Genomic DNA, 23324 nt, shown 5'->3' with positions numbered 1-23324 from the left:
TTAATTTCGGATAAGGTAATCAAATGCGCCTAAAGCTGCTGTAGCGCCTGATCCCATCGAAATAATAATTTGCTTGTATGCACTATCCGTACAATCGCCTGCAGCAAACACTCCAGGGACGTTTGTAGCACCATGCTTATCAACAATGATTTCACCGAAGCGGGTACGTTCAATTGTTTCACCTAACCAATCAGTATTAGGGACAAGTCCAATCTGAACAAATACACCTTCCAGTTCAACATGATGTTCTGCTCCTGTTTCACGATCAATGTAAGACATGCCGTTTACTTTGTCGGTACCGGTAATTTCTTTTGTTTGAACATTCTTTAGTACAGTGACGTTAGGAAGGCTGTGAAGGCGTTCCTGAAGAACAGCATCAGCTTTTAACTCCGGATTGAACTCAAGAACTGTTACATGTTTCACAATACCGGCGAGATCAATTGCAGCTTCTACACCAGAATTACCGCCGCCAATAACGGCTACACGTTTTCCTTCAAACAATGGACCGTCACAGTGAGGGCAATATGCGACACCTTTGTTCTTGAACTCTGTTTCACCCGGTACCCCAACATTGCGCCAGCGTGCACCTGTTGAAAGGATGACGGATTTACTTTTAAGAACAGCGCCGTTTTCAAGTTCAACTTCGATAAGATCTTTCTTTTCTAAACGCTTGGCACGCTGTAAGTTCATAACATCAATGCCATAATCTTTAACATGTTCTTCTAGACTTGCGACAAGCTTTGGACCTTCTGTATATTTCGTGCTGATAAAGTTTTCAATACCCATCGTATCCATTACTTGACCGCCAAAGCGTTCAGCAACAATACCTGTACGGATTCCCTTACGCGCTGCATAAATTGCTGAACTTGCCCCAGCCGGACCACCTCCAACAACAAGTACATCGAATGGCTCTTTATCAGAAAGCTCTGAAGCATCTGGACCGTTCCCCATTTTGGCGAGGATTTCTTCAAGTGTCATACGACCGCTGCCAAAAGATTCACCGTTTAAGAAAACAGTAGGTACAGCCATGATTTCTTTGCTTTCTACTTCTTCTTTAAAAGCGGCACCGTCAATCATCGTATGCGTAATGCTAGGATTAAGAATGCTCATTACATTCAGCGCCTGTACAACATCAGGACAGTTGTGGCAGCTTAAGCTGATATAAGATTCAAAGTGATATTCGCCTTGAATATTTTTAATCTGCTCAATTACTTTTTCATCAACTTTTGGAGCTCTTCCGCTTACCTGCAGCAGCGCTAACACTAATGAAGTAAACTCGTGTCCAAGAGGGATACCGGCAAACGTTACGCCAGTCTCTTCGCCGATACGATTGACACTAAAGCTTGGTGTTCTCGTTAATTGGGCTTCCTCGAAAGTAATCTTAGAGGACATGGAAGCCAGCTCTTTAATAAGAGCCAGCATGTCCTTTGATACTTTATCGGAGCCTGTACTAACTTTAAGCACAATATCGCCTTCCATTAGTTGAAGATATTGATTTAATTGTGCTTTAATATCTGCTTCTAGTACCATTTATAGCACTCCTTAAATTTTTCCTACAAGATCAAGGCTTGGCTTAAGTGTTTCGCCACCTTCTTGCCATTTAGCCGGGCAAACTTCACCTGGGTTGTTGCGAACATATTGTGCTGCTTTAATTTTGTTTACAAGCGTGCTTGCGTCACGGCCGATACCGCCAGCATTAATTTCAACAGCTTGAACAACACCGTCTGGATCGATGATAAAAGTACCGCGATCAGCTAAGCCTTCTTCTTCGTTTAGCACGTCGAAATTGCGGGAAAGTTTTTGTGAAGGGTCACCGACCATAATATATTCAATTTTACTAATAGCTTCTGAATGATCATGCCATGCTTTATGTGTAAAGTGTGTATCAGTTGAAACAGAGTATACTTCAACACCAAGTTCTTTTAGAGCTGCATATTGGTCTTGTAGATCTCCAAGTTCAGTAGGGCAAACGAATGTAAAATCTGCTGGATAAAAACAAACAACACTCCATTGACCTTTGAAATTTTCTTCAGTAACATCAATAAACTCACCGTTGTGAAATGCTTTCGCTGCGAATGGTTGTACTTCTTTTCCGATTAGAGACATAATCAATCTCCTCCTATTGGTTTTTTTGTAAGTTCTTTTCATAACCGATACAATAATTGTAGTTATTATCGGTTATTTATAATAATTATAATTCAATATTTATTATTGTATAGTCCTTCTGTTTTGTCAAGAATAATTCTCAACTTTATTAAAAATTATTTCAATACCTCTTCATAATTAATATTATTTAATTTATATTTGTGGAGTTTATGAGTAATTTTGAAGAGAGGTAGATTGGATTTAAGGAACATTTTATCAATTATAATTCATATTTCTCAATTATTATGCCTTGGCAATCTGTAATATATACAAAACTAATTTGAGAACATTTTTTTATGATGATCATTTGTCATCTACTGAACGGCATAAAAACCAGCTTGCACTTAGAAATTACTAGAGTATGTTTATGTTTAGAGAAGAATACAATGAAAATTAGTCCTTTTATACCAAATAGGCTTTTCATTGTTTATTAATATTTCAATTGTGTTAACTAAGTTATATAAGTGAAAAAACAGTGGAGCTGAAATGATCCTAGTATAAAGGGAGTGATTGTAGTGAAGAGAACTTTTAAAAAAAAGGCAGTTTCTCTTTCTGTTTCACTAGTAGCTGCTGCTGGTTTGATCATGCCGACAATTTCTTATGCTCATGAAAAAGACGATATCTTGCTTGTTAACAAAGATCATTCGTTGTCTTCAGAATTTGTCCCAAACAATCTTGCTTATCCTGATGTTCCTTTTTCAAGTGATAAAGAAAAAATGCAAGCTAAAGCTGCGAGTGCATTAGAAGAGATGTTTCAGGCAGCGGAAAATGAAGGTATTCAGCTGTATGCTGTTTCAGGGTATCGTTCTTATCATTATCAAGAAGATTTACATGCTTATTTTGTAGATCAGTATGGAAGAGAACAAGCGAACCGCGTAAGTGCAAAAGCAGGGGAAAGTGAACATCAAACTGGTTTAATAATGGATGTGTCCAGTCCTGCGGTTAATTATGAGCTTATTAAAGAATTTGGCAATACAGCTGCAGGAGAGTGGCTTGAAAATAATGCGGCTGATTATGGTTTTATTATTCGTTATCCGCAAGGGAAAGAAAGCATTACAAATTATGATTATGAGCCTTGGCATCTTCGTTATATTGGAGAAGATCATGCCAAAGAAATTGAGGTCCAAAACATTACTTTAGAAGAATATTTGTCACAAGATTCTTCCGATAACAACAGCAGCTATTATATTGTACAGCCAGGAGATACATTTTGGGAAATTGCAAATAGTCAAGGAGTAAGTCTTGATAAGCTTTTAGAGTTAAATAGTGACATAGCACCAAAAAGATTACAAGTTGGTATGAAGGTTAATTTACCAGGCTCTAGTAATGGAACGCCAAATAATCCAGATCATAATGGAAATTTAGATAGCAATGTAAGCTATACTATAAAACCAGGAGATACATTTTGGGGAATAGCATCTCAATACAGCGGGGTGACTGTTGAGGAATTGGAAAATGCAAACTCTTCTATAGATCCTTATGATTTAAGAGTTGGTACTGAAATTGTTGTTCCAACTAAAACGAGTAACGATAATGGTAGTCAGGAAGAATTAGGAACAGCATCTGGAAATGTATGGATTCATCTTACACCTGATTTTAAGAGTTCAAGCAGAATAGGACTCTTATATGAGGGAGAGGAAGTCAAAATTATTGGAGAAGCAAACAATATGTATAAAATTAAGGATGGATATGTTTCTAAATACTATATCACTAAATAACAATGGCAATATAGCTATCATTATTTAGTTGCATGTTTGAAAAGATTTTTTAATTAATTTGTTCATAAGTAAAAAAAGAAAAACATATAATAAACAACAGAAAAGAGCTTGTAATAAGGAGGAATTTTAAAAATATTCGTATTTTCTATTGCTTCTTCCCTAGTTATATGGTATTTTAATAGCAACAGTTTTTTGTTGAACTGTGTCGAAAAAATGTGAACCAACGCAGTGTTTCGTTTTAAAAACGAAGCATTGCGTTTTTTATTGGATAACATTAACAAATGATTTTATAGTCGGTACTGCCTCCATGAAGCTGTACAAACATATTAGCGATGGCTGCTACTAATTTTTCAGCTTTGGAGTTTTCCATAGAAGGCTGTAAATAAACAATATGGAGAGCATTTTCTGTGCTTTCCGTTACCATTGTTCGCCTGGAATCTACAATAGGACTTCCGAATGCTCCTTTGTCGTCACTCGTAATTAGTTTATTTTTCATATTTACAGTTCGCCCGTTTAATCCTTCATACTGATCCTCTTCTGTTCCAATTTTTAAGTGAAGATTTCCTTTTAATTGGTTTAAATCATAAATTCCAAGAGGAAGTTGATATTGTAACGAGAAAAAGTTAGTTAAGTCTACAGCTGAATGGATAAAAGGCAATTTATTTCCCTTTTGAATACGTCTTAATAAAGCTTCTGATGAGAGGCGATATTTTGCAGGGTCTGTCCCAAGCTGTTTAAAGATTTTTCGCCATTCGCTTATTGAATTAGAGTCGCTTATATTTTTTTCAGATAGTTCCATAATGAGGTGTTCTTGAAATAAGTTAAGACGGCCGCGAAGCATTTTAGGCGATGAATCAATTATGATATTGTGATAGGAAATAACTCCAATTTTAAAAGTAGGAAATTGTTTTTTTATTGTTTCCGAAATCGTTAAGTGAGTCATGGATTTTCCTCATTTCATTATTAAAATAATAGAAGTTTAAACAGTAAAGAATAGCTGTTTTAACGTATAAAGTTTAAAATCTTCTAACCATATGTTACTGGAAAGTACATCTTTATTGCAATTGATTGACCTATTCAACAGGAAAGGTGGCATTTTTAATGAATGTGGACAAGCTCAAAGAGGAAATCATTGCATATAGTAAAACAATTGGAATTGATAAAATAGGATTTGCGACTGCAGAGCCTTTCATCGAACTAAAAGAACGTTTAAAAAGGCAGCAGCAATTAAATTATCAATCTGGGTTTGAACATTCAAATATTGAGGAAAGAACTCATCCAGAACTGCTTATGCCGGGTGCAAAATCCTTTATCGCCATTGCGGTAGCTTACCCTTCTAAAATAAAGAACCCACCCAAAAATGAAAAGGAAAATCGTCGCGGTATTTTTGCCAGAGCATCTTGGGGTCGAGATTATCATGATGTATTGCGCGATCGTTTAAACAAGCTTGCGAGTTTTATTATTGAACGTGTACCACGTGCAGACATACAATCAATGGTTGATACAGGTGCACTTTCTGATCGTGCTGTAGCGGAACGTGCAGGAATAGGATTTAGCGGTAAGAATTGCGCTATTATTACACCAGAGTTTGGATCATACGTTTATTTAGGAGAGATGGTTACAAATATTCCCTTTTCACCTGATCAACCAATTGAAGATTCCTGCGGTTCGTGTAATCTTTGCATTGAAGCCTGTCCTACAGGAGCTCTTGTGCAGGGAGGGCAATTAGATTCAAACAAATGTCTTTCATTTTTAACACAAACAAAAGATTTTTTATCTCTTGAATATCGAGATAAAATCGGCAATAGATTATATGGAATGGATACCTGTCAAATTGTGTGTCCTAGAAATAAAGGAATTGATTTTCATCTGCATCATGAGCTTGAACCAGACCCTGAGATTGCAATGCCTAAGCTCAAGCCTTTGTTAAAGATGAGCAACCGTGAATTTAAAGAAAAATTTGGTCATATCTCTGGTTCTTGGCGGGGAAAAAAGCCGATTCAAAGAAATGCTATTTTAGCATTAGCCCATTTTAAAGATAAAACAGCTGTAGGTGATTTAATTCAATTAATGAAAGAAGACCCTCGTCCTGTGATCAGAGGAACAGCCGCATGGGCACTAGGAAAAATAGGAGACGAACGGGCTCTAAAGTCGCTTAAAGAGGCGAAAGAGAAAGAAAAAGATGAAAAAGTCTTGATAGAAATCGATACAGGGCTTAAAATGCTAAATAATCAGCCTATATCATAATGGTCATTTTAGTAGTTGTCTATTAAGATGAAAAGAAAGGTCTAGTAAAGAAGGGATATTTATGAGTCATAAACCAATTGTTTGTTATGGAGAAATGGAAAGCCCACTTGGACCTTTAACGGTTGTTTCAACAAATGAAGGAATTTGTAAACTACAATTTGGTTCAGTTGAAGAAACTCTTCCAAGCATTAAAGCGTGGGCAAAAAAGCACTTCTTAAAAATTGAAGTAGGCAATGATGAGACAATTTTACAAGATGTTTATTCCCAACTGAATGAATATTTTATTGGAGAAAGGGAGCAATTTGATATCCCTATTGATTTATACGGTACTCCATTTCAGCAAAAGGTTTGGAACAGCTTACGTTCAATTGAATACGCAGAAACAAACAGTTATAAGGAAGTTGCCCAAGCAATCGGCGCTCCAAAAGCTGTTCGTGCAATAGGAAGTGCGAATAACAAAAATCCAGTCCCAATTATTATTCCATGTCACCGTGTGATTGGGAGTAATGGTGCATTAGTCGGTTATGGGGGCGGGTTAAGTAAAAAAGAATACTTATTACAATTAGAAAAAAATAACGCTGCTCGATTAACTTCATAATTGAAGCATTTTTGATTAAAAGAGGACCCTTTAAAGGGGTTCTCTTTTTTTGTTTCGTTCATAAAGTGAAACAACATGTTTTTTCATCCTAAAATGTTTGCTTTCTTTGAAAGATAAATGTATAAGAAAAGGGGAAATCAAATGAAGTGGTTGGAGGGATTAAAGGAATATTGGAAATATCGAAATGAAGCGATTGTGCATATGCTTGATTCTTCCTTATTTGACGCTTCAGAGTATGAAGCGATTGATCGTAAGAAACAAACACTTAAAGAACGTAAAGCGGAAATTGTTCATACAGTTACACAAGGTTATTTAATAAGTAATCATACGTATGACTCCTATCAACAAGTAAACTATTTACTGCATCAGCAATATTTTGTGAAACAGGCAGATGACTTTTATATAGAAGAAGCTGTAGAAGAAAGAGAAGCATTCTTTATTCATGGAAAACTTCAAGAAGATTACATGATTGGAAATGAAGGAAATGCACTGTCTGAACCAAAACAAGATCGCATAAAGGATGGCTATCAATCGTTAAAGGGAGTTTCTTACAATCGATTAGCTGCAGTGCAGTATGCAGAACAGTGGTGGAACAGCTATAATCCAAAATTTCGCCATTTTGAAGTGGATTGCACAAATTTTGTTTCCCAATGCTTATATGCAGGTGGTCTTCCGATGACCGGTTCTCCAAACCGGAGTAAAGGGTGGTGGTATCAAAACAAGCAGTGGAGCTTTAGTTGGGCAGTTGCTCATTCGCTAAGGTGGCATTTAAGCGGATCTTCAGCAGGATTAAGAGGAAAAGAAGTGACCTCTGCTGAAGATCTACGCGTTGGTGATGTTATTTGTTATGATTTTGATGGGGATGGCAGATGGCAGCATACAACGTTTGTTGTTGCAAAAGATAAGAATCAAATGCCCTTAGTGAATGCTCATACAACCAACAGCAGAATGCGCTATTGGAAATATGAAGATTCTACGGCTTGGACTCCAAATATTCAATATAAGTTTTTTCATATTGTAGATGATCATTCATAACTCGCTTGAAATAATAGATAATGATATAATAAATGGCGTTATTTATGAAAAAAGAGAAGAACAATAATATGAGGTGAAAAATATGGGCTTACATATCGTAATGTATCAACCTGAAATTCCAGCGAATACAGGTAATATCGCCCGTACATGTGCAGCAACAAATGTTGTTTTACATTTAATCCATCCCCTGGGTTTTTCAACAGATGATAAGATGCTGAAGCGAGCAGGATTAGATTACTGGGAACATGTCGATATCCGCCATTATGATTCGTTAGAGATCTTTTTTAATCAAAACCCAAATGGTGAGTATTTTTATTTAACAAAGCATGGGGAAAAAACGCATACGGAGTTTGATTATAGTGATCTAAACAAGGATTACTATTTTGTGTTTGGGCGAGAAACAAGCGGGCTGCCTGCTGAGTTAATTAAAGAGAATAAAAACCATTGTCTTCGTTTGCCGATGACTAATGTGGTTCGTTCATTAAACCTTTCTAATACCGCTTCAATTATGGTATATGAAGCATTAAGACAGCAGGGATACCCTGGTCTAAATTAAAAGCTCCAAATAAAAATGACCTTCTCCTAATAGGAGAAGGTCATTTTTATTTGGAGCTTTTATTTATTAGAACCTGGACGTTCGTTATAACCTGCTGTAAAGATAGCAGTTAAAAAGGCGAGCATTACGCCTAAAATTACGACAAAGCTCATCTTAAGCCCTCCTTATAGGAATAGTTTGTCCTCACATATATTTTATTATAGACGAAGATAATCGATATGTGAACGTTTTACTGAAAAGTGATCTGAGATTGTTACACCTATTATTTGGTTTTTTTTTGCATATTGAAGTAACATAGTAACAAAGAAAATTTTTGTGCATAAGGAGAGATAAACATGTATGTCGTTATGAATGAGCTTCATGTGCCAAAACAAGCGAAAGAAGAGATGAAAAAACGTTTTGGCAAAAGCGCTGAAAACATGAAAAATGTTCCGGGCTGTGTAGAATTTCTTTTTTTAGATAATGAAAGCGAAGATGGAAAACAAATCGTTTTTACAAAATGGGAGTCTAAAGAAGCTTATCAAGCTTGGGTTGAAAGTGATTCGTTTAAAAAAGCTCACCAAGAAAAACGGGAATCACGAGAAAAATCACCTGCAAGCGGTAATGAATTAAATGCATATGAAGTCGTCTATCACACATAAGAATTTTAATAATGGGGCTGTCTCTATGCTTTTGAGACAAGCCTCATTATTTTTTATTTATTAGAAAAATAAAAGCAAAACAGCTGCCTTTTTTATTAATTTTGTGAAGGTAATCTTAACTGTTTTAAAAGATACCGGTATGAGAAAGGACATCCCTGCATACGATGTATTAAATCGCTAGACACCTTATGGAGGGGGTACTTATGGATATCTTAAGAAAACTGCAAGACCACCGTGAACAGGAAGAACGTCTCAAATGGGAAGGTACCTTCGGGGAATATTTAGAACTTATTAAAGAAAAACCTTATATTGCTCAATCAGCTCATTCACGCGTTTATAACATGATTAAAGATGCGGGTATTGAAACTGTACAAGGGGAGAAAAAGTATACTTTTTTTAACGACCAACTTTTTGGACTTGACGAATCAATTGAAAGGCTGGTAGAAGAATATTTTCATCCTGCTGCTAAACGTCTCGATGTACGTAAACGGATATTATTGTTAATGGGACCCGTCAGTGGTGGTAAATCAACTCTTGTAACCATGTTAAAACGAGGCCTTGAACAATACTCTAAAACTGATGCCGGTGGTGTTTATGCGATTAAAGGATGTCCGATGCATGAAGATCCGCTGCACCTTATTCCACATCATCTGCGCAAAGATTTTGAAGAGGAATATGGTATTCGCATTGAAGGAAGCTTATCGCCGTTAAATATGATGCGTCTAGAGCAAGAATACAGCGGTCGTATAGAAGATGTTATTGTCGAGAGAATCTTCTTCTCAGAAGACAAACGGACAGGTATAGGAACATTCAGCCCTTCTGACCCTAAATCTCAAGATATTGCTGACTTAACTGGAAGCATTGATTTTTCAACAATTGCTGAATATGGCTCAGAATCAGATCCGCGTGCATATCGCTTTGATGGAGAATTAAATAAGGCCAATCGTGGAATGATGGAATTTCAAGAAATGTTAAAATGTGATGAGAAGTTTTTATGGCATTTATTATCTCTCACACAAGAAGGCAACTTTAAAGCTGGCCGTTTCGCTTTAATTTCAGCAGATGAATTAATTGTAGCCCATACAAATGAATCAGAATATCGCTCCTTTATTTCAAATAAAAAGAATGAGGCGCTTCATTCTCGAATTATTGTAATGCCAATTCCTTATAATTTAAAAGTTAGTGAAGAAGAGCGTATTTATAAAAAAATGATCAGTGAAAGTGATATGACACATGTTCATATTGCCCCACATGCATTACGTGTTGCTGCCATTTTCTCTATCTTAACAAGACTAAAAGATTCCAAAAAGCAGGGCATTGATTTAGTGAAGAAAATGCGCTTATATGATGGAGAAAATGTAGAAGGGTTTAATCAAGTAGATGTGGATGAATTAAAGAAAGAGCATGCAGATGAAGGGATGAACGGCATTGATCCGCGTTATGTCATTAATCGAATTTCTTCTGCTATTATTCGAAAAGATGTGCCGTCCATTAATGCATTGGACGTATTGCGCTCCTTAAAAGATGGACTTGATCAACATCCGTCGATTTCAAAAGAAGACAAAGACCGCTATATGAACTTTATTTCTGTAGCGAGAAGAGAGTACGATGATATTGCCAAGAAAGAAGTACAAAAGGCATTTGTTTATTCGTATGAAGAATCAGCGAAAACGCTTATGGATAATTACTTAGATAATGTTGAAGCGTATTGTAATAAAGCGAAACTTTCCGATCCAATTACAGGTGAGGAAATGAGTCCAGATGAAAAACTTATGCGTTCGATTGAAGAACAAATTGGCATTTCTGAAAATGCGAAAAAAGCGTTCCGTGAAGAAATTTTAATTCGTATTTCTGCTTATGCACGAAAAGGAAAGCGATTTGATTATAATTCCCATGAGCGTCTTCGTGAAGCTATTCAGAAAAAGCTATTTGCCGATTTAAAAGATGTTGTTAAAATTACTACATCTTCTAAAACGCCTGATGAGTCTCAGTTAAAGAAAGTAAATGAAGTAATAGCGCGTCTTATTGATGAATATGGATATAATTCTGTATCAGCAAACGACCTTCTTCGCTATGTAGGCAGCTTATTAAATCGCTAACATTTTATTTCCACAAGAAAAAGCCGTATTAAACAAATGTTTAAGCGGCTTTTTCTTGTGGAAATAAGATGAAAATGATAAATTATTGATAAGCAAATCAATTTCATCCATAGTATGTATTATCTTTGATTTGGTGTGTGTATTTTTGGGCCGCATACAAATTGGATAAAGGAAGGTCTAGATATATGTCTGAGAAACAAAACGGCTTGTGGGATTGGGTTAAGGCTTTTACAGTAGCAATTGTTATTGCTTTTATTATTCGTGAATTTTTATTTACAAATTATGTTGTGCATGGCGAGTCAATGATGCCAACCATTAAAGATGGCAATCGTTTAATCATAAATAAAATTGGTTATGAGGTAACAGAGCCTGAGCGGTTTGATTTAATTGTTTTTCATGCTAATGAATCTGAAGATTATATTAAACGCGTAATCGGATTACCAGGCGATACGATCGAATATAAAGATGATGTTTTATATGTGAACGGTAAGAAGGTAGAAGAGCCTTATTTAAAACGCTATAAAAAGAATTTATTTGATGGAAGATTAACAGAAGACTTCACTCTTCAAGATAAAACGGGACTCTCTGAAGTTCCGGAAGGTTTTTTATTTGTTATGGGCGATAACCGCCGGCACAGCTATGACAGCCGACATATAGGGTTTGTAAATATAAAGCAGCAGGTAGTAGGAGAGGTAAATGTCCGTTATTGGCCGCTTGAGGAATTTCAACTGGACTTTTTTCAAAAAGATTAGAATAAATCTCGTTCGGGTATAGAAAGAATGAGGTGATTTTATGAGTAAAGAAGAACATAAAAAACCATGCAACAGTTCGATGGCAAGAGATCAAAAAGAGATTGAGGAACTTGGGAAAGAAATGGAACATCTAAATACGAATAAGCAAGTAAAAGAAGAAGGTCACCAACCAGATCCAGAACAACATCGTCCAAAAAGTGCACAATAAATAAATGGAGGCTGCCTTATTTTGAAGGCAGCTTTTTTCTTTGCTGTTTTAGTAACCATCTTTAGGTGTTTTTCTTATTAATGATAAATTATTTTGTGATTTGTCTGAATTAATTGGCAATTATGAGTAGAACTTGCATAGGATAAAGTAACCAAGTTATTCTCTTTATCACTTCTATATCTATTTACATGTGAGAGTTGAATAAAATTATAAAAAGGAGGGGATGAAGGTGAAGGATAAAAGTTCAAAAAATTATGTTGTTTCTCAGGAGAATTGGTCCCTCCATCGCAAAGGATACCAAGATCAACAGCGCCATATGGATAAAGTCCAAGATGCTATTCGGAATAACTTGCCAGATCTCATTAGTGAGGAAAATATTATTTTATCCAATGGTCGAGATGTCATTAAAATACCAATTCGTTCTCTAGATGAATATAAAATTCGCTATAACTATAATAAAAATAAGCATGTTGGCCAAGGCGATGGTGACAGTGAAGTTGGAGATGTTATTGCGAGAGATGGAAATGCTGATCAAAAAGGGAGTGCAGGTCCTGGGAAAGGAAAGCAAGTTGGAGATCAACCGGGAGAAGATTTCTTTGAGGCAGAAGTATCAATTGCTGAATTAGAAGAAGCGCTCTTTAAAGAATTGGAACTGCCAAACTTAAAACAAAAAGAACAAGCAGAGATTATTCGTGAAAAAATTGAATTTAATGACGTACGCAAAAAGGGACTTATGGGTAATATTGATAAAAAACGCACTATTTTATCAGCAATTAGAAGAAATGCCCGTATTGAACGAAAGGCTTCAATTACACCAATTTTCAATGAAGATTTACGCTTTAAAACTTGGAATGAAGAAGTAAAGCCTGAATCAAAAGCTGTTGTTATTGCGATGATGGATACATCAGGTTCAATGGGGAATTGGGAAAAATATATGGCAAGAAGTTTTTTCTTTTGGATGACACGTTTTTTACGTTCAAAATATGAAACGGTTGAAATTGAATTTATTGCTCATCATACAGAGGCAAAAGTTGTATCAGAGGATGACTTTTTTTCAAAAGGCGAAAGCGGTGGGACAATTTGTTCTTCAGCTTATCGAAAAGCATTAGAATTAATTCATGAAAAATATCAACCAAGTCGCTATAACATTTATCCATTCCATTTCTCTGATGGAGATAATTTAACATCTGATAATCCGCGTTGTGTAAAGCTTGTAAACGAAATTATGGAAGTGTCCAATCTTTTTGGGTATGGAGAAGTAAATGCTTATAATCGTCACTCTACGTTGATGAGTGCTTATAAAAATATAAAAGATGAAAAATTTCGCTACTATATTTTAAAAGAAAAACGAGATGTTTATCATGCGATGAAAAGCTTCTTTAAAAAAGAGGCCCATGTATAGTATGAAAAAAAACAGCTTCCTGTGCATTCAGGAAGCTGTTTTCGTTAAAATTAACAGTAAGATATTTAAGTCTGAAAGTGGGATGCCGCAATGAGAAAATTGTTCATTGTGTCTATGCTTATTCTTTTTTACAGTAGTGTTTTTCATGATTTCGCTTATTCAAAACGAAATGAAATCCAACTGCATTTTTTAGATGTTGGACAAGCAGATGCGATATTGCTTGAAACATCAACAGGAAAAACAATGTTGATTGATGCAGGAGATCAGCATCATGAACAGCAGATGATGGAATATTTACTTAAGCTTGGAATTACAAAAATTGATGTTCTTTTAGCGACCCATCCTCATCATGATCATATTGGCGGCATGGACAAAATCATTGAAACATTTTATGTGGATAAATTTTATATGACAAGTATTTCTTATCACACAAAGCATTATGAGAATTTATTAACAGCTTTAAAAAGTGAACAAATTCCTGTAAAGCGAATTGAAAGAGGCATGTCAATTTCCTTAGAACATTATCTTGATATAAAAGTGCTTGGCCCTTTTAAAAAAGAGTATGAGGATTTAAATAATCAAAGTGTAATTATTAAAATAAAACATGGAAAAAATCGCTTTTTATTAATGGGAGATGCTGGTATTGAAGCAGAAGAGGATTTAATAAAACATAAGGGTGAGCTAAAGACGGATGTCTTAAAGGTTGGCCATCATGGGGCAGACACAGCAACTTCTGATGCATTTTTAGAAAAAATAAAACCAGATTATGCAGTTATTTCAGTTGGAAGAAAAAATCGTTACGACTTTCCGGATAAATCAGTCTTAAAGCGTTTAAAAGACCATAATATTGCGGTTTATCGAACAGATCAACTTGGTACAATTATCGTTGGAAGCAATGGAAAATCGCTTTCCTTTATAACAAAAATTTCTCAGCATCATGATAATGAAGTTAACGAAAAAAGGAAAAATAATTTTTGAAAGAAAGGTCACACTAATCAAGGAAAGGAGATGAAAAACATATGCAAGAATCATTACAAAACATTATGTCAAAACAGGTAGTTTCAGTTACTCCAACTCAAACTGTTCAAGAAGCAGCCGCTCTAATGAGTGAGCATAACATTGGAGCAATTCCAGTTGTTGAAAATGGACAAATTAAAGGGATGATTACAGACCGTGACATTACGCTGCGCTCTACTGCCTCAGGGGGAAATGGTCAAACACCTGTCTCCCAATGTATGACAGATCATATCGTTTCTGCTACACCAGATATGACTGCAGATGAAGCAGCACAGCTTATGGCACAAAATCAAATTCGTCGTCTTCCGATTGTTCAAAATAACCAAGTTATTGGTATGGTTGCACTTGGTGACCTTGCAGTCCGCAACCAATATGATCAAGAAGCAGAGCAAGCATTAACAAATATTTCAAATCCTTCACATCCCCAGCAGTAATTCTAAAGGGCTCTCCATATTGGAGGGTCCTTTCCTATATTAATAAAAAGGTAAATAAAAGTGCTTTTACTTGATTGATGAAAGGAATTTATGTCATATTCAACTTAAGTAAAGAATTTGTAATGGAGCGAAGAGATCTAGATGGTTAAAGCGTTAATTTTTGATTTTGACGGTCTTATTTTAGATACTGAAACATCAGAATACCGCGCCTTACAGGAAATATTTAAAGAACATAGTGCTGAGCTTCCGCTTGTGTTTGGTGATGTAGATCATAAAATGGAATCAATGGCAGAACTTGAATTAAAAGAATTAATGACAATGCTTTATTCTTAAATGTGTAAGGCTTCATTATAAAGGGAAAAAGCTAATAAGACTATGATATGAAGGGAAAGGATTTAACAAGATGCCAAAGCTTGATGTCTCACAATTTGAGAAAAAAATTGAAATTCGTAATATTCGTTATGAAGATATTGATGAAATTTTAAATATGCAAAAAATTTGTTTTCCTGGAATGGTTCCTTGGAAAAGAGAGCATTTAGAAAGCCACCTAAGAATTTTTCCTGAAGGGCAATTTTGTGTGGAATATGATGGTGAAATCATTGGTTCATGTGCAAGTTTAATTATAAACTTTGATGAATATGATGATCAGCATACATGGGATGATATTACAGATGAAGGGTATATTACAAACCATGATCCTGACGGTTATAATTTGTATGGAATAGAGGTAATGGTTCACCCTAACTACCGGCGTATGAAAATTGGAAGAAGGCTTTATGAAGCAAGAAAAGATTTAGCGAGACGGCTTAATTTAAAAAGTATTATTATTGGCGGACGAATTCCAAATTATCATAAATATGCAGAGGAAATGACACCTAGAGAATATGTTGAAGAAGTAGCGCATCATAATATTTATGATCCAGTATTAACGTTTCAGATGATGAACGGCTTTACAATGATGAGACTTAATCCGAATTATCTTCCAGATGATAAAGCATCGCAGTCATATGCAACGCTTATGGAATGGAACAACGTTGATTATAAAGCGCAAACGAAACGCCATTTTAAAACAGCGTTTCCTGTAAGAATTTGTGTGATTCAATATATGATGAAAAATATTGATTCGTTTGAAGAGTTTGCGCAGCAAGTAGAATATTACACAAATGTTGCTTCAGATTATCGCTCAGACTTTGCAGTATTTCCAGAAATTTTTACAACGCAGTTGATGTCCTTTTTAGATGAGAAAAGCCCAAGTTTAGCTGTTCGCCGCTTAACAGAGTTTACGGAAGATTATATTCAGCTGTTTACAAAGTTAGCAGTAAAATACAATGTAAATATTATCGGTGGATCTCATTTTGTCGAAGAAGAAGATCGCATTTATAATATTGCCTACTTGTTCCGTCGTGACGGTACAATTGAAAAGCAGTATAAAATTCATGTAACACCAAATGAATACAAATGGTGGGGCATTAGTGAAGGTAATGAAGTGCGCGTCTTTGATACAGACTGTGGAAAAATTGCAATTCAAATTTGTTATGATATCGAATTTCCAGAACTTGCTCGTATTGCAACAGATCGCGGTGCAAATATTATTTTTACCCCGTTTTGCACAGACGACCGCCAAGGATACTTAAGAGTACGCTATTGTGCGCAGGCAAGAGCGGTCGAAAATCAAATTTACACAGTTATTGCGGGTACAGTAGGTAATTTATCGCAGGTGCCGAATATGGATATTCAATACGCTCAATCCGGTATTTTTACTCCGTCAGATTTCGAGTTTGCACGTGACGGTATTGTTGGAGAATGTAATGCCAATGTTGAAACCGTCGTGATTGGGGATGTGGATTTAGAAAAGTTAAGAAGACAGCGAAAATCAGGTACGGTAAGACATTTAAGAGACAGACGCCGTGATTTATATGAAATTAAATATGATATTTGATTAAAAAAGCTTACGCAAACATGATGCGTAAGCTTTTTCCTATGGGGAAAAGGTAAAAAAGGAAAAGTGTGTAATGAAATATTACACAAATATGGAAAGTAGTGGAATGCATTGGTAACATTTGAAACATGAGATAGAAAATTCAGAAAAAATAAAGGGAGATGGACGGACAAGTGAAATTAAAACCATTCCAAAAACTATTTGCGGTATTTATGGTAGTAATGTTAATTGCGGCAGCTGGATGTGCAGAACAGCAATCAGCAACAGAGACAGAGGAAAATGAAGGAAGTTCAGCAAATGATGGAGATGTCATTGAAGTAGGTATTTTACATTCATTAAGCGGAACGATGGCAATTAGTGAAGTATCCCTGCGCGATGCAGAACTATTAGCCATCGAAGAAATTAACGCCAATGGTGGGTTGTTAGGCAAACAAATTAAACCGATTATTGAAGATGGTGCATCTGATTGGCCGACATTTGCTGAGAAAGCAAAAAAACTTCTTCAGCAAGATGAAGTAGCAACAATTTTTGGAGGCTGGACTTCTGCGAGTCGTAAAGCGATGCTTCCAGTTATCGAAGAAAATAACGGTTTATTATGGTATCCAGTACAATACGAAGGAATGGAATCATCACCAAATATTTTTTACAGCGGCGCTGCGCCAAACCAGCAAATTGTTCCTGCAGTAGAGTGGCTGTTAGAAAACCGCGGTAAAAAGTTTTATTTACTAGGATCTGATTATGTATTCCCAAGAACAGCAAACGGTGCAATTAAAGTCCAGCTAGCAGCTGAAGGCGGTGAACTTGTTGGGGAAGAGTATACACCGCTTGGACATACAGACTATAATACGATCATTGCTAAAATCAAAAAAGAAAACCCTGAAGTTATTTTTAATACATTAAACGGTGACAGCAATGTGGCATTCTTTAAACAGCTAAAAGATGCGGGGATTACATCAGATGACATTACTGTTCTTTCTGTAAGTATTGCAGAGGAAGAAATTCGCGGAATTGGTGCTGATGTATTAGAAGGACATTTGGCAAGCTGGAATTATTACCAAACAACAGATACGCCTGAAAATGAAGAATTTGTAAAAAAATATAAAGAAGCATATGGAGAAGATCGTGTTACAGATGATCCGATTGAAGCAGCTTACTTCCAAGTACATTTATGGGCACAAGCAGTGGAGAAAGCAGGATCAACTGATGTAGAAAAAGTAAAAGAAGCCGCAAAAGAATTAGAATTTAATGCACCAGGCGGTCCGATCAAAATTGATGGCGACAACCAGCATGTGTATAAAACCGTGCGCATTGGAGAAATTCAAAGTGACGGTCAGTTTACAGAGCTTTGGAACTCAGGTGAGCCTGTAAAACCAGATCCATATTTAAAAGGTTATGAGTGGGCAAGCGGCTTAAGTCAATAAAGATAAAGGCGGAAAGAGGGGCTCGTAAAACGATCTGCCTCTTTCTCTTTCTTATATAAGGTAACGAGTTGGGAAGGGAGAAACACGATGGAAAGTACGCTTTTAACGTTATTTAACGGAGCGAGTTTAGGCTCTATTTTGCTGTTAATTGCTTTAGGATTGGCGATTACATTTGGGTTAATGAATGTTATTAACATGGCGCATGGGGAGTTTATTATGATTGGTGCTTATGTTACCTACATTATGCAAACAATCTTTATAAAAAATGTTTCCGAGCAATATTTTGATCTTTATTTTTTAATTGCCATTCCAGCAGCTTTTATTATTACAGCGGCAATCGGCATGCTTTTAGAAGTTTCACTAATTCAATTTTTATATAAGCGTCCGCTTGACAGTTTGCTTGCAACATGGGGTGTTGGACTAATGCTGCAGCAGCTCGCACGAACGATTTTTGGAGCGCCAAACGTGGGTGTTACAAGCCCGAGCTTTTTAAAGGGCGGTCTTGAGGCTGCAGGTCTTGTATTACCATACACACGTATTTTTATTATTTTTCTTGTTGTACTTTGTTTAGGAGCTGTTTATTTATATTTTTATCAAACATCAAACGGTAGAAGAATTCGAGCGGTTATGCAGAATAGACAAATGGCTGAATGTTTAGGTGTTCAAACGCGAAAGGTCGATCTAATGACATTTGCGATCGGTTCTGGTTTCGCAGGTATTGCCGGCTGTGCGTTAACATTACTTGGTCCGATTGGTCCTTCTATTGGAACTTATTATATTATTGATGCATTTATGGTCGTTGTAGTTGGCGGAGTCGGTATGCTTGCGGGCACGGTTGCTGGTGCGTTTGGGATTGGCTTTTTTAATACATTATTTGAATATTGGACGACTGCAACGCTTGGTAAAGTACTTATCTTCCTTCTTATCATTACCTTTTTACAATGGAAGCCATCAGGCCTTGTTGGCACGAAATCAAGGGCATTAGACTAAATTTTTAGGGGCGTCGTGTTATGCAAAGAGGTTTAACTTATAAATTGTTAAATAAAAAATGGTTTTTATTGGCATTATTGATTTTATTATGTCTTGCTCCGCTGTTTTTATCAGATTTCCGTTTAAATTTACTTGGTAAATTTTTAGCGTTTGCAATTCTTGTTATCGGATTAGATTTATTATGGGGCTATACAGGGGTTTTAAGTTTAGGTCATGGTATTTTTTTCGGCTTTGGAGCTTACGCGATGGCGATGTACTTAAAGCTTGAATCAGGAGGAGGAAGTCTGCCGGATTTTATGCAGTGGAGCGGTGTAACAGAACTTCCTCTTCTTTGGATCCCGTTTCAAAATCCGGTGTTTGCTGTTTTACTCGGGATTGCCATTCCTGCTGTACTTGCCCTTGCATTAGGATATTTAACTTTTCGAAATCGGATCAATGGTGTTTACTTTACAATTTTATCGCAGGCGCTCGTTGTAGTTGTCGTAACCCTTTTTGTCGGACAGCAGAGCATTACGGGTGGAACAAATGGAGTAACCGGCTTTACTACTATTTTTGGTTTTTCGTTGTTTTCTCCCGGTACGCAGATGATGATCTATTATGTGACGTTATTTATCTTAATCGCGGCATTTTTAGCGGTGACTAAACTTGTGAGCGGCAGATTAGGAAAAGTGTTAGTTGGAATTCGTGATGGAGAAAACCGTCTTCGTTTTTTAGGATATAATCCTTCTGTTTATAAAACATTTGTTTATGCGATCTCCGCAGGATTAGCAGGGATTGCTGGTATGCTTTTTGTTTTGCAGGTAGGAATTATTTCACCGACAATGATGGGAATTATTCCTTCAATTGAAATGGTGCTTTGGGTAGCGCTTGGCGGCCGCGGTACTCTAATTGGTCCAATCATCGGAGCGGTCCTTGTCAATGCGGCGAAAACAGGTTTTAGTGAAACGTATCCAGATATATGGCTTTATTTCTTAGGTTTAACATTTGTAATTGTTGTTGTTTTCTTACCGAATGGATTAATGGGACTGTTTAAAAATTTAATGGGAAGGTGGTCATTTAAAGGTGTCAAACAGCAAACTGATTCTGAAGTCCGAAGACATTACGGTTGATTTTAGCGGATTTAAGGCGATTCACAATTTGACGTTTGAGCTGGGAACGTGTGAGCTTCATTTTTTAATAGGACCAAATGGTGCGGGGAAAACAACGCTTCTTGATGTTATTTGCGGCAAAACAAAAATTAGCAGCGGAAAAGTTCTTTTTAAAGGAAAAGCAAATATTTCAAAACTGCAGGAGCACGAAATTGTCCATAAAGGAATTTCGAGGAAATTTCAGGCGCCTTCAATTTTCTATAATCTTACTGTTTATGAAAATTTAATGATTGCCATGAAACAGAAAAAAACGTTATGGAGTATTATCAAAGCAGTTCTTACAAACGATCAAAAAATACGTTTAGAAGAGATGCTTTCCCTGATTAACTTAACCGATGTAAAAGATCAAAAAGCAGGTTCGCTTGCACACGGTCAAAAGCAGTGGCTTGAAATTGCCATGGTTCTTCTTCAGGAGCCGGAGCTTATTTTATTAGACGAACCAATTGCCGGCATGTCAAAAGCGGAACGAACGAAAACAGGGGAACTTATCCAAAAAATTGCTGAAGAACGAACAGTCCTCATTGTCGAGCACGATATGGACTTTGTACGGGAATATGCTGAAAAGGTAACGGTTATGCATGAAGGACAACTGCTCTGTCAAGGAACGATGGAAGAAGTTCAAAGCAATTCACGAGTAAAAGAAGTGTATTTAGGAAGAGAAGGGGATCGAGATGCTAAATCTTCAACAGCTTGAAGTAGGATATGGAGAAAGTATGGTGCTGCGTGACGTCAATTTAACAGTGAAAAGCAATCAAGTCGTTTGTTTAATGGGGCGTAATGGGGTAGGCAAAACAACATTGTTAAAAGCTATTATCGGCATTTTAAGCCCAAAAAGCGGGAGCATTCATTTTCAAGAAAACGACATTTTGAAGCAGCGTCCTTCTGGGCGTGCACTAAATGGAATAAGCTATGTGCCGCAGGGGCGCGAAATTTTTCCGAAGTTAACAGTTTATGAAAATTTATTAATCGGTTTAGAAGCAAATAAAAAGAAACAGAGCATTTCAGAAGAAGTGTATGAATATTTCCCGATTTTAAAAAGCTTTGCTAAAAGGAATGGCGGTGATTTGAGCGGTGGACAGCAGCAGCAGTTAGCAATTGCCCGTGCCCTTGTGGCAGATCCGTCTTTCTTATTATTAGATGAGCCGACAGAAGGCATACAGCCAAACATTGTTGAGGATATTCAAAATGTTATTCGTAAAATTAAAGAGAATTCCAATACATCTATGCTTCTTGTCGAACAAAATTTAGATTTTGCCAAAAGTGTAGCTGATTACATTTATGTCATGGATCACGGTCAAATCGTTTATGAAAGTGATGTGGAGAGTGTAGTAGATGAAGAAGTGTATAAGTATTTAAGTGTTTAGAGATAAAAAATGATCCACGCCGTCCGGCTTGGATCATTTTTGAATTATGAAGCAAACACTTGTGTAAAAATAAGTGCTACAGCACCGATTGAAGTTGCGTCATCACCTAGTTCTGAAATCATCACTTCAGTTTGTTTTGCAGATTTTGTTAATGCTCTTGTTTCAATCGTTCGTTTAACGGTTTTTAAAATAAATTGATTTGCTTTGGAAACACCACCGCCGATTACAATGCGTTTTGGATTAACGGTATGAATTAAATTAGTAAGACCAATCCCGAGATAACGTGCTGTTTCGTGTAAGATGTCAATGCTGAGTTGATCTCCCTTTAAAGCAGCGTTATAGATTAGCGCACCGTCAATTTTCTCTAAATTGTTTTCGGTAAGTTCTGTTAGCAGACTTTCTTTACCGATCGCAAGTTCTTTTATCGCCCGTTCTGCTAAAGCGGGACCAGAAGCAAGTGTTTGCAAACAGCCGTAATTCCCACAGCTGCATTTTAATCCGTCAATATCAATTGTCATATGCCCGATTTCACCGCTAATATCATTTTCCCCGTATAACAGCTTACCGTCTATTACAATGCCAGCTCCAATTCCGCTCCCGACATTTACGGCTACCATATGATCAATTTCTTTGCCTATACCAAACCAATACTCGCCAAGTGCCATTGCACGGGCATCGTTTTCAACTTTTACAAGAATATTAAATTCATTTTCTAAGTATTCTTTAATTGGAATATCCCGCAGCTGTAGGTTCGGAGCAAAGAGCGAGAGACCGTTTTTGACGTCAACCATTCCGTGCATGGCAACTCCAATTCCGAGCAGCTTACTTTCATCTAAATTTTTTTTCATGTTGTAAATGACTTCTTTTAATAGTTCAAGCAGCTTTTCATTTGTAGCAGGAAAGGGGATTTTTACTTTATAACGCTGAAGTATATTAGCGTTTAAATCTGCTAACACTGCTTTTACGTGTTTTGGCCCAACATCTAAGCCGATAATGAAAAAATTCTTTGCATTAATGACTAACATTGTTGGTTTACGGCCGCCTTTTGAAACCCCTAAATTACTTTCAATTACCATTTCGGTTTCTAACAATTCACGTACTAAGTTGCTAACCGTCGGAGGAGTTAGTTTCGTTACCTTTGCAACATCTGCTCTTGAAATGGGTCCTTTTTCACGAATAGTATTTAAGATCAGAGAAAGGTTCAATGATTTCATTAATTGAAAACTTCCGGTCATATATTTTTGTTTCATTTATATTCCTCCAATTGTTTGTAAAGCTAATAAATAAATTTAATTTATTATAACATTATACCGGAAATGAAAACGGTTTTATATGATTCATAAAAATAATAAGATAATGAATAATAGTTGACATCGTTTTCAATTCTTGGTGTAATAGATTTACAAGTTAATATTAACAGTGTGACGGAGAATAGGAGATCCACACAAAAGCACCTAATATAGCGAAATAGGGGGGTTTTGTGTGGATTTTTTTGCACTTTAAGAAATTTAAATTTTTTAAACGGTTAAAGTATAAGAAAAACTAAGGCTTTCGCTAAAAGGGCTTGGCGGCAAGCCAAGTTTTTCTAAGCTGTTAAATAAGGGGGAGTT

22 protein-coding genes and 1 pseudogene are annotated in these 23324 nt (G+C 36.4%); 19 read left to right on the top strand and 4 right to left on the bottom strand.

The genetic code is table 11. The annotated features are described in order from the left end of the window. Together ahpF and ahpC are read right to left on the bottom strand one after the other, a co-directional pair. Positions 1–1530 (bottom strand): alkyl hydroperoxide reductase subunit F, encoded by a 1530-nt coding sequence (gene ahpF, locus DS031_RS12190; RefSeq protein WP_113806357.1) that lies wholly within the window; start codon positions 1528–1530, stop codon positions 1–3. A gap of 12 nt (positions 1531–1542) precedes the next feature. Then, positions 1543–2106: an alkyl hydroperoxide reductase subunit C gene (gene ahpC, locus DS031_RS12185; protein WP_113806356.1), complete on the bottom strand. Its 564-nt coding sequence runs from the start codon at positions 2104–2106 to the stop codon at positions 1543–1545. 554 nt (positions 2107–2660) lie between these two features. Here ahpC and DS031_RS12180 point away from each other — a divergent pair. Continuing rightward, on the top strand, positions 2661–3863 hold the full coding sequence (locus tag DS031_RS12180; RefSeq protein ID WP_113806355.1) for a D-alanyl-D-alanine carboxypeptidase family protein: 1203 nt from the start codon (positions 2661–2663) through the stop codon (positions 3861–3863). Positions 3864–4137: 274 nt separating this feature from the next. Here the strand turns inward: DS031_RS12180 and DS031_RS12175 are convergent, their stop codons facing one another. After that, complete coding sequence (locus tag DS031_RS12175; protein ID WP_113806354.1) at positions 4138–4806, bottom strand: B3/B4 domain-containing protein; 669 nt, start codon at positions 4804–4806, stop codon at positions 4138–4140. A gap of 158 nt (positions 4807–4964) precedes the next feature. Here DS031_RS12175 and queG point away from each other — a divergent pair, with 158 nt between their 5' ends. The 18 genes and pseudogenes from queG (at position 4965) to urtE (ending at position 21714) form a co-directional block, all read left to right on the top strand. After that, the gene (gene queG / locus DS031_RS12170) at positions 4965–6110 is read left to right on the top strand and encodes a tRNA epoxyqueuosine(34) reductase QueG (RefSeq protein WP_113806353.1); all 1146 of its coding nucleotides are present in this window, start codon (positions 4965–4967) and stop codon (positions 6108–6110) included. A 61-nt stretch (positions 6111–6171) separates the two neighbouring features. After that, positions 6172–6708, top strand: a complete 537-nt coding sequence (locus DS031_RS12165; RefSeq protein WP_113806352.1) for a methylated-DNA--[protein]-cysteine S-methyltransferase — start codon at positions 6172–6174, stop codon at positions 6706–6708. Between the two features lie 141 nt (positions 6709–6849). Beyond that, positions 6850–7743 carry an amidase domain-containing protein gene (locus tag DS031_RS12160; RefSeq protein WP_113806351.1) on the top strand — a complete coding sequence of 298 codons (894 nt, stop codon included), beginning with the start codon at positions 6850–6852 and terminating at the stop codon, positions 7741–7743. A gap of 82 nt (positions 7744–7825) precedes the next feature. Continuing rightward, positions 7826–8299, top strand: coding sequence for a tRNA (uridine(34)/cytosine(34)/5-carboxymethylaminomethyluridine(34)-2'-O)-methyltransferase TrmL (trmL, locus tag DS031_RS12155; RefSeq protein ID WP_113806350.1), 474 nt, complete (start codon positions 7826–7828; stop codon positions 8297–8299). A 335-nt stretch (positions 8300–8634) separates the two neighbouring features. After that, positions 8635–8940, top strand: coding sequence for an antibiotic biosynthesis monooxygenase family protein (locus DS031_RS12150; RefSeq protein WP_113806349.1), 306 nt, complete (start codon positions 8635–8637; stop codon positions 8938–8940). 203 nt (positions 8941–9143) lie between these two features. Beyond that, complete coding sequence (locus DS031_RS12145; RefSeq protein WP_113806348.1) at positions 9144–11039, top strand: PrkA family serine protein kinase; 1896 nt, start codon at positions 9144–9146, stop codon at positions 11037–11039. Between the two features lie 185 nt (positions 11040–11224). Next, a complete protein-coding gene (lepB, locus tag DS031_RS12140) occupies positions 11225–11791 on the top strand; it encodes a signal peptidase I (protein WP_113806347.1) in 567 nt (188 codons plus the stop codon). 40 nt (positions 11792–11831) lie between these two features. Continuing rightward, on the top strand, positions 11832–11999 hold the full coding sequence (locus DS031_RS23680) for a hypothetical protein (RefSeq protein WP_181833134.1): 168 nt from the start codon (positions 11832–11834) through the stop codon (positions 11997–11999). A 229-nt stretch (positions 12000–12228) separates the two neighbouring features. Beyond that, the gene (gene yhbH / locus DS031_RS12135) at positions 12229–13401 is read left to right on the top strand and encodes a sporulation protein YhbH (protein ID WP_113806346.1); all 1173 of its coding nucleotides are present in this window, start codon (positions 12229–12231) and stop codon (positions 13399–13401) included. 90 nt (positions 13402–13491) lie between these two features. Continuing rightward, positions 13492–14379, top strand: a complete 888-nt coding sequence (locus DS031_RS12130) for a ComEC/Rec2 family competence protein (protein ID WP_113806345.1) — start codon at positions 13492–13494, stop codon at positions 14377–14379. Between the two features lie 41 nt (positions 14380–14420). Further along, positions 14421–14852 (top strand): CBS domain-containing protein, encoded by a 432-nt coding sequence (locus DS031_RS12125; RefSeq protein WP_113806344.1) that lies wholly within the window; start codon positions 14421–14423, stop codon positions 14850–14852. Positions 14853–14993: 141 nt separating this feature from the next. Further along, positions 14994–15119: pseudogene (locus tag DS031_RS12120) on the top strand (HAD hydrolase-like protein); the annotation flags it as partial. A 136-nt stretch (positions 15120–15255) separates the two neighbouring features. Then, positions 15256–16791 carry a bifunctional GNAT family N-acetyltransferase/carbon-nitrogen hydrolase family protein gene (locus DS031_RS12115; protein ID WP_113806342.1) on the top strand — a complete coding sequence of 512 codons (1536 nt, stop codon included), beginning with the start codon at positions 15256–15258 and terminating at the stop codon, positions 16789–16791. A 173-nt stretch (positions 16792–16964) separates the two neighbouring features. Further along, positions 16965–18212 carry an urea ABC transporter substrate-binding protein gene (gene urtA, locus DS031_RS12110; RefSeq protein WP_425451964.1) on the top strand — a complete coding sequence of 416 codons (1248 nt, stop codon included), beginning with the start codon at positions 16965–16967 and terminating at the stop codon, positions 18210–18212. Positions 18213–18299: 87 nt separating this feature from the next. Continuing rightward, complete coding sequence (urtB, locus tag DS031_RS12105; protein ID WP_113806341.1) at positions 18300–19202, top strand: urea ABC transporter permease subunit UrtB; 903 nt, start codon at positions 18300–18302, stop codon at positions 19200–19202. Between the two features lie 20 nt (positions 19203–19222). Further along, positions 19223–20311, top strand: a complete 1089-nt coding sequence (urtC, locus tag DS031_RS12100) for an urea ABC transporter permease subunit UrtC (protein WP_113806340.1) — start codon at positions 19223–19225, stop codon at positions 20309–20311. After that, a complete protein-coding gene (gene urtD, locus DS031_RS12095) occupies positions 20265–21044 on the top strand; it encodes an urea ABC transporter ATP-binding protein UrtD (RefSeq protein ID WP_113806339.1) in 780 nt (259 codons plus the stop codon). Before urtC ends, urtD begins: the two co-directional genes overlap by 47 nt. Beyond that, entirely contained in the window at positions 21022–21714 is a 693-nt protein-coding gene (gene urtE, locus DS031_RS12090) for an urea ABC transporter ATP-binding subunit UrtE (RefSeq protein ID WP_113806338.1), read from the top strand. Before urtD ends, urtE begins: the two co-directional genes overlap by 23 nt. A 44-nt stretch (positions 21715–21758) precedes the next feature. Here urtE and DS031_RS12085 read toward each other — a convergent pair whose 3' ends face one another. Further along, a complete protein-coding gene (locus DS031_RS12085) occupies positions 21759–22964 on the bottom strand; it encodes an ROK family transcriptional regulator (protein ID WP_181833131.1) in 1206 nt (401 codons plus the stop codon). Positions 22965–23324: the final 360 nt, after the last annotated feature.

Source organism: Bacillus taeanensis (genome assembly GCF_003318295.1).
Lineage (GTDB): Bacteria > Bacillota > Bacilli > Bacillales > UBA6769 > Maribacillus > Maribacillus taeanensis.
This window is presented reverse-complemented; position numbering and strand designations above follow the sequence as displayed.

Excerpts from the sequence above, each read along its gene's own strand:
- urtB (WP_113806341.1), top strand. The coding sequence starts at position 18,300 with ATGGAAAGTACGCTTTTAACGTTATTTAACGGAGCGAGTTTAGGCTCT.
- DS031_RS12160 (WP_113806351.1), top strand. The coding sequence starts at position 6,850 with ATGAAGTGGTTGGAGGGATTAAAGGAATATTGGAAATATCGAAATGAA.
- DS031_RS12175 (WP_113806354.1), bottom strand. The coding sequence starts at position 4,806 with ATGACTCACTTAACGATTTCGGAAACAATAAAAAAACAATTTCCTACT.
- ahpC (WP_113806356.1), bottom strand. The coding sequence starts at position 2,106 with ATGTCTCTAATCGGAAAAGAAGTACAACCATTCGCAGCGAAAGCATTT.
- DS031_RS23680 (WP_181833134.1), top strand. The coding sequence starts at position 11,832 with ATGAGTAAAGAAGAACATAAAAAACCATGCAACAGTTCGATGGCAAGA.
- queG (WP_113806353.1), top strand. The coding sequence starts at position 4,965 with ATGAATGTGGACAAGCTCAAAGAGGAAATCATTGCATATAGTAAAACA.
- DS031_RS12085 (WP_181833131.1), bottom strand. The coding sequence starts at position 22,964 with ATGAAACAAAAATATATGACCGGAAGTTTTCAATTAATGAAATCATTG.
- DS031_RS12145 (WP_113806348.1), top strand. The coding sequence starts at position 9,144 with ATGGATATCTTAAGAAAACTGCAAGACCACCGTGAACAGGAAGAACGT.
- lepB (WP_113806347.1), top strand. The coding sequence starts at position 11,225 with ATGTCTGAGAAACAAAACGGCTTGTGGGATTGGGTTAAGGCTTTTACA.
- DS031_RS12165 (WP_113806352.1), top strand. The coding sequence starts at position 6,172 with ATGAGTCATAAACCAATTGTTTGTTATGGAGAAATGGAAAGCCCACTT.
- urtE (WP_113806338.1), top strand. The coding sequence starts at position 21,022 with ATGCTAAATCTTCAACAGCTTGAAGTAGGATATGGAGAAAGTATGGTG.
- trmL (WP_113806350.1), top strand. The coding sequence starts at position 7,826 with ATGGGCTTACATATCGTAATGTATCAACCTGAAATTCCAGCGAATACA.
- DS031_RS12150 (WP_113806349.1), top strand. The coding sequence starts at position 8,635 with ATGTATGTCGTTATGAATGAGCTTCATGTGCCAAAACAAGCGAAAGAA.
- urtC (WP_113806340.1), top strand. The coding sequence starts at position 19,223 with ATGCAAAGAGGTTTAACTTATAAATTGTTAAATAAAAAATGGTTTTTA.
- DS031_RS12115 (WP_113806342.1), top strand. The coding sequence starts at position 15,256 with ATGCCAAAGCTTGATGTCTCACAATTTGAGAAAAAAATTGAAATTCGT.
- DS031_RS12130 (WP_113806345.1), top strand. The coding sequence starts at position 13,492 with ATGAGAAAATTGTTCATTGTGTCTATGCTTATTCTTTTTTACAGTAGT.
- DS031_RS12125 (WP_113806344.1), top strand. The coding sequence starts at position 14,421 with ATGCAAGAATCATTACAAAACATTATGTCAAAACAGGTAGTTTCAGTT.
- ahpF (WP_113806357.1), bottom strand. The coding sequence starts at position 1,530 with ATGGTACTAGAAGCAGATATTAAAGCACAATTAAATCAATATCTTCAA.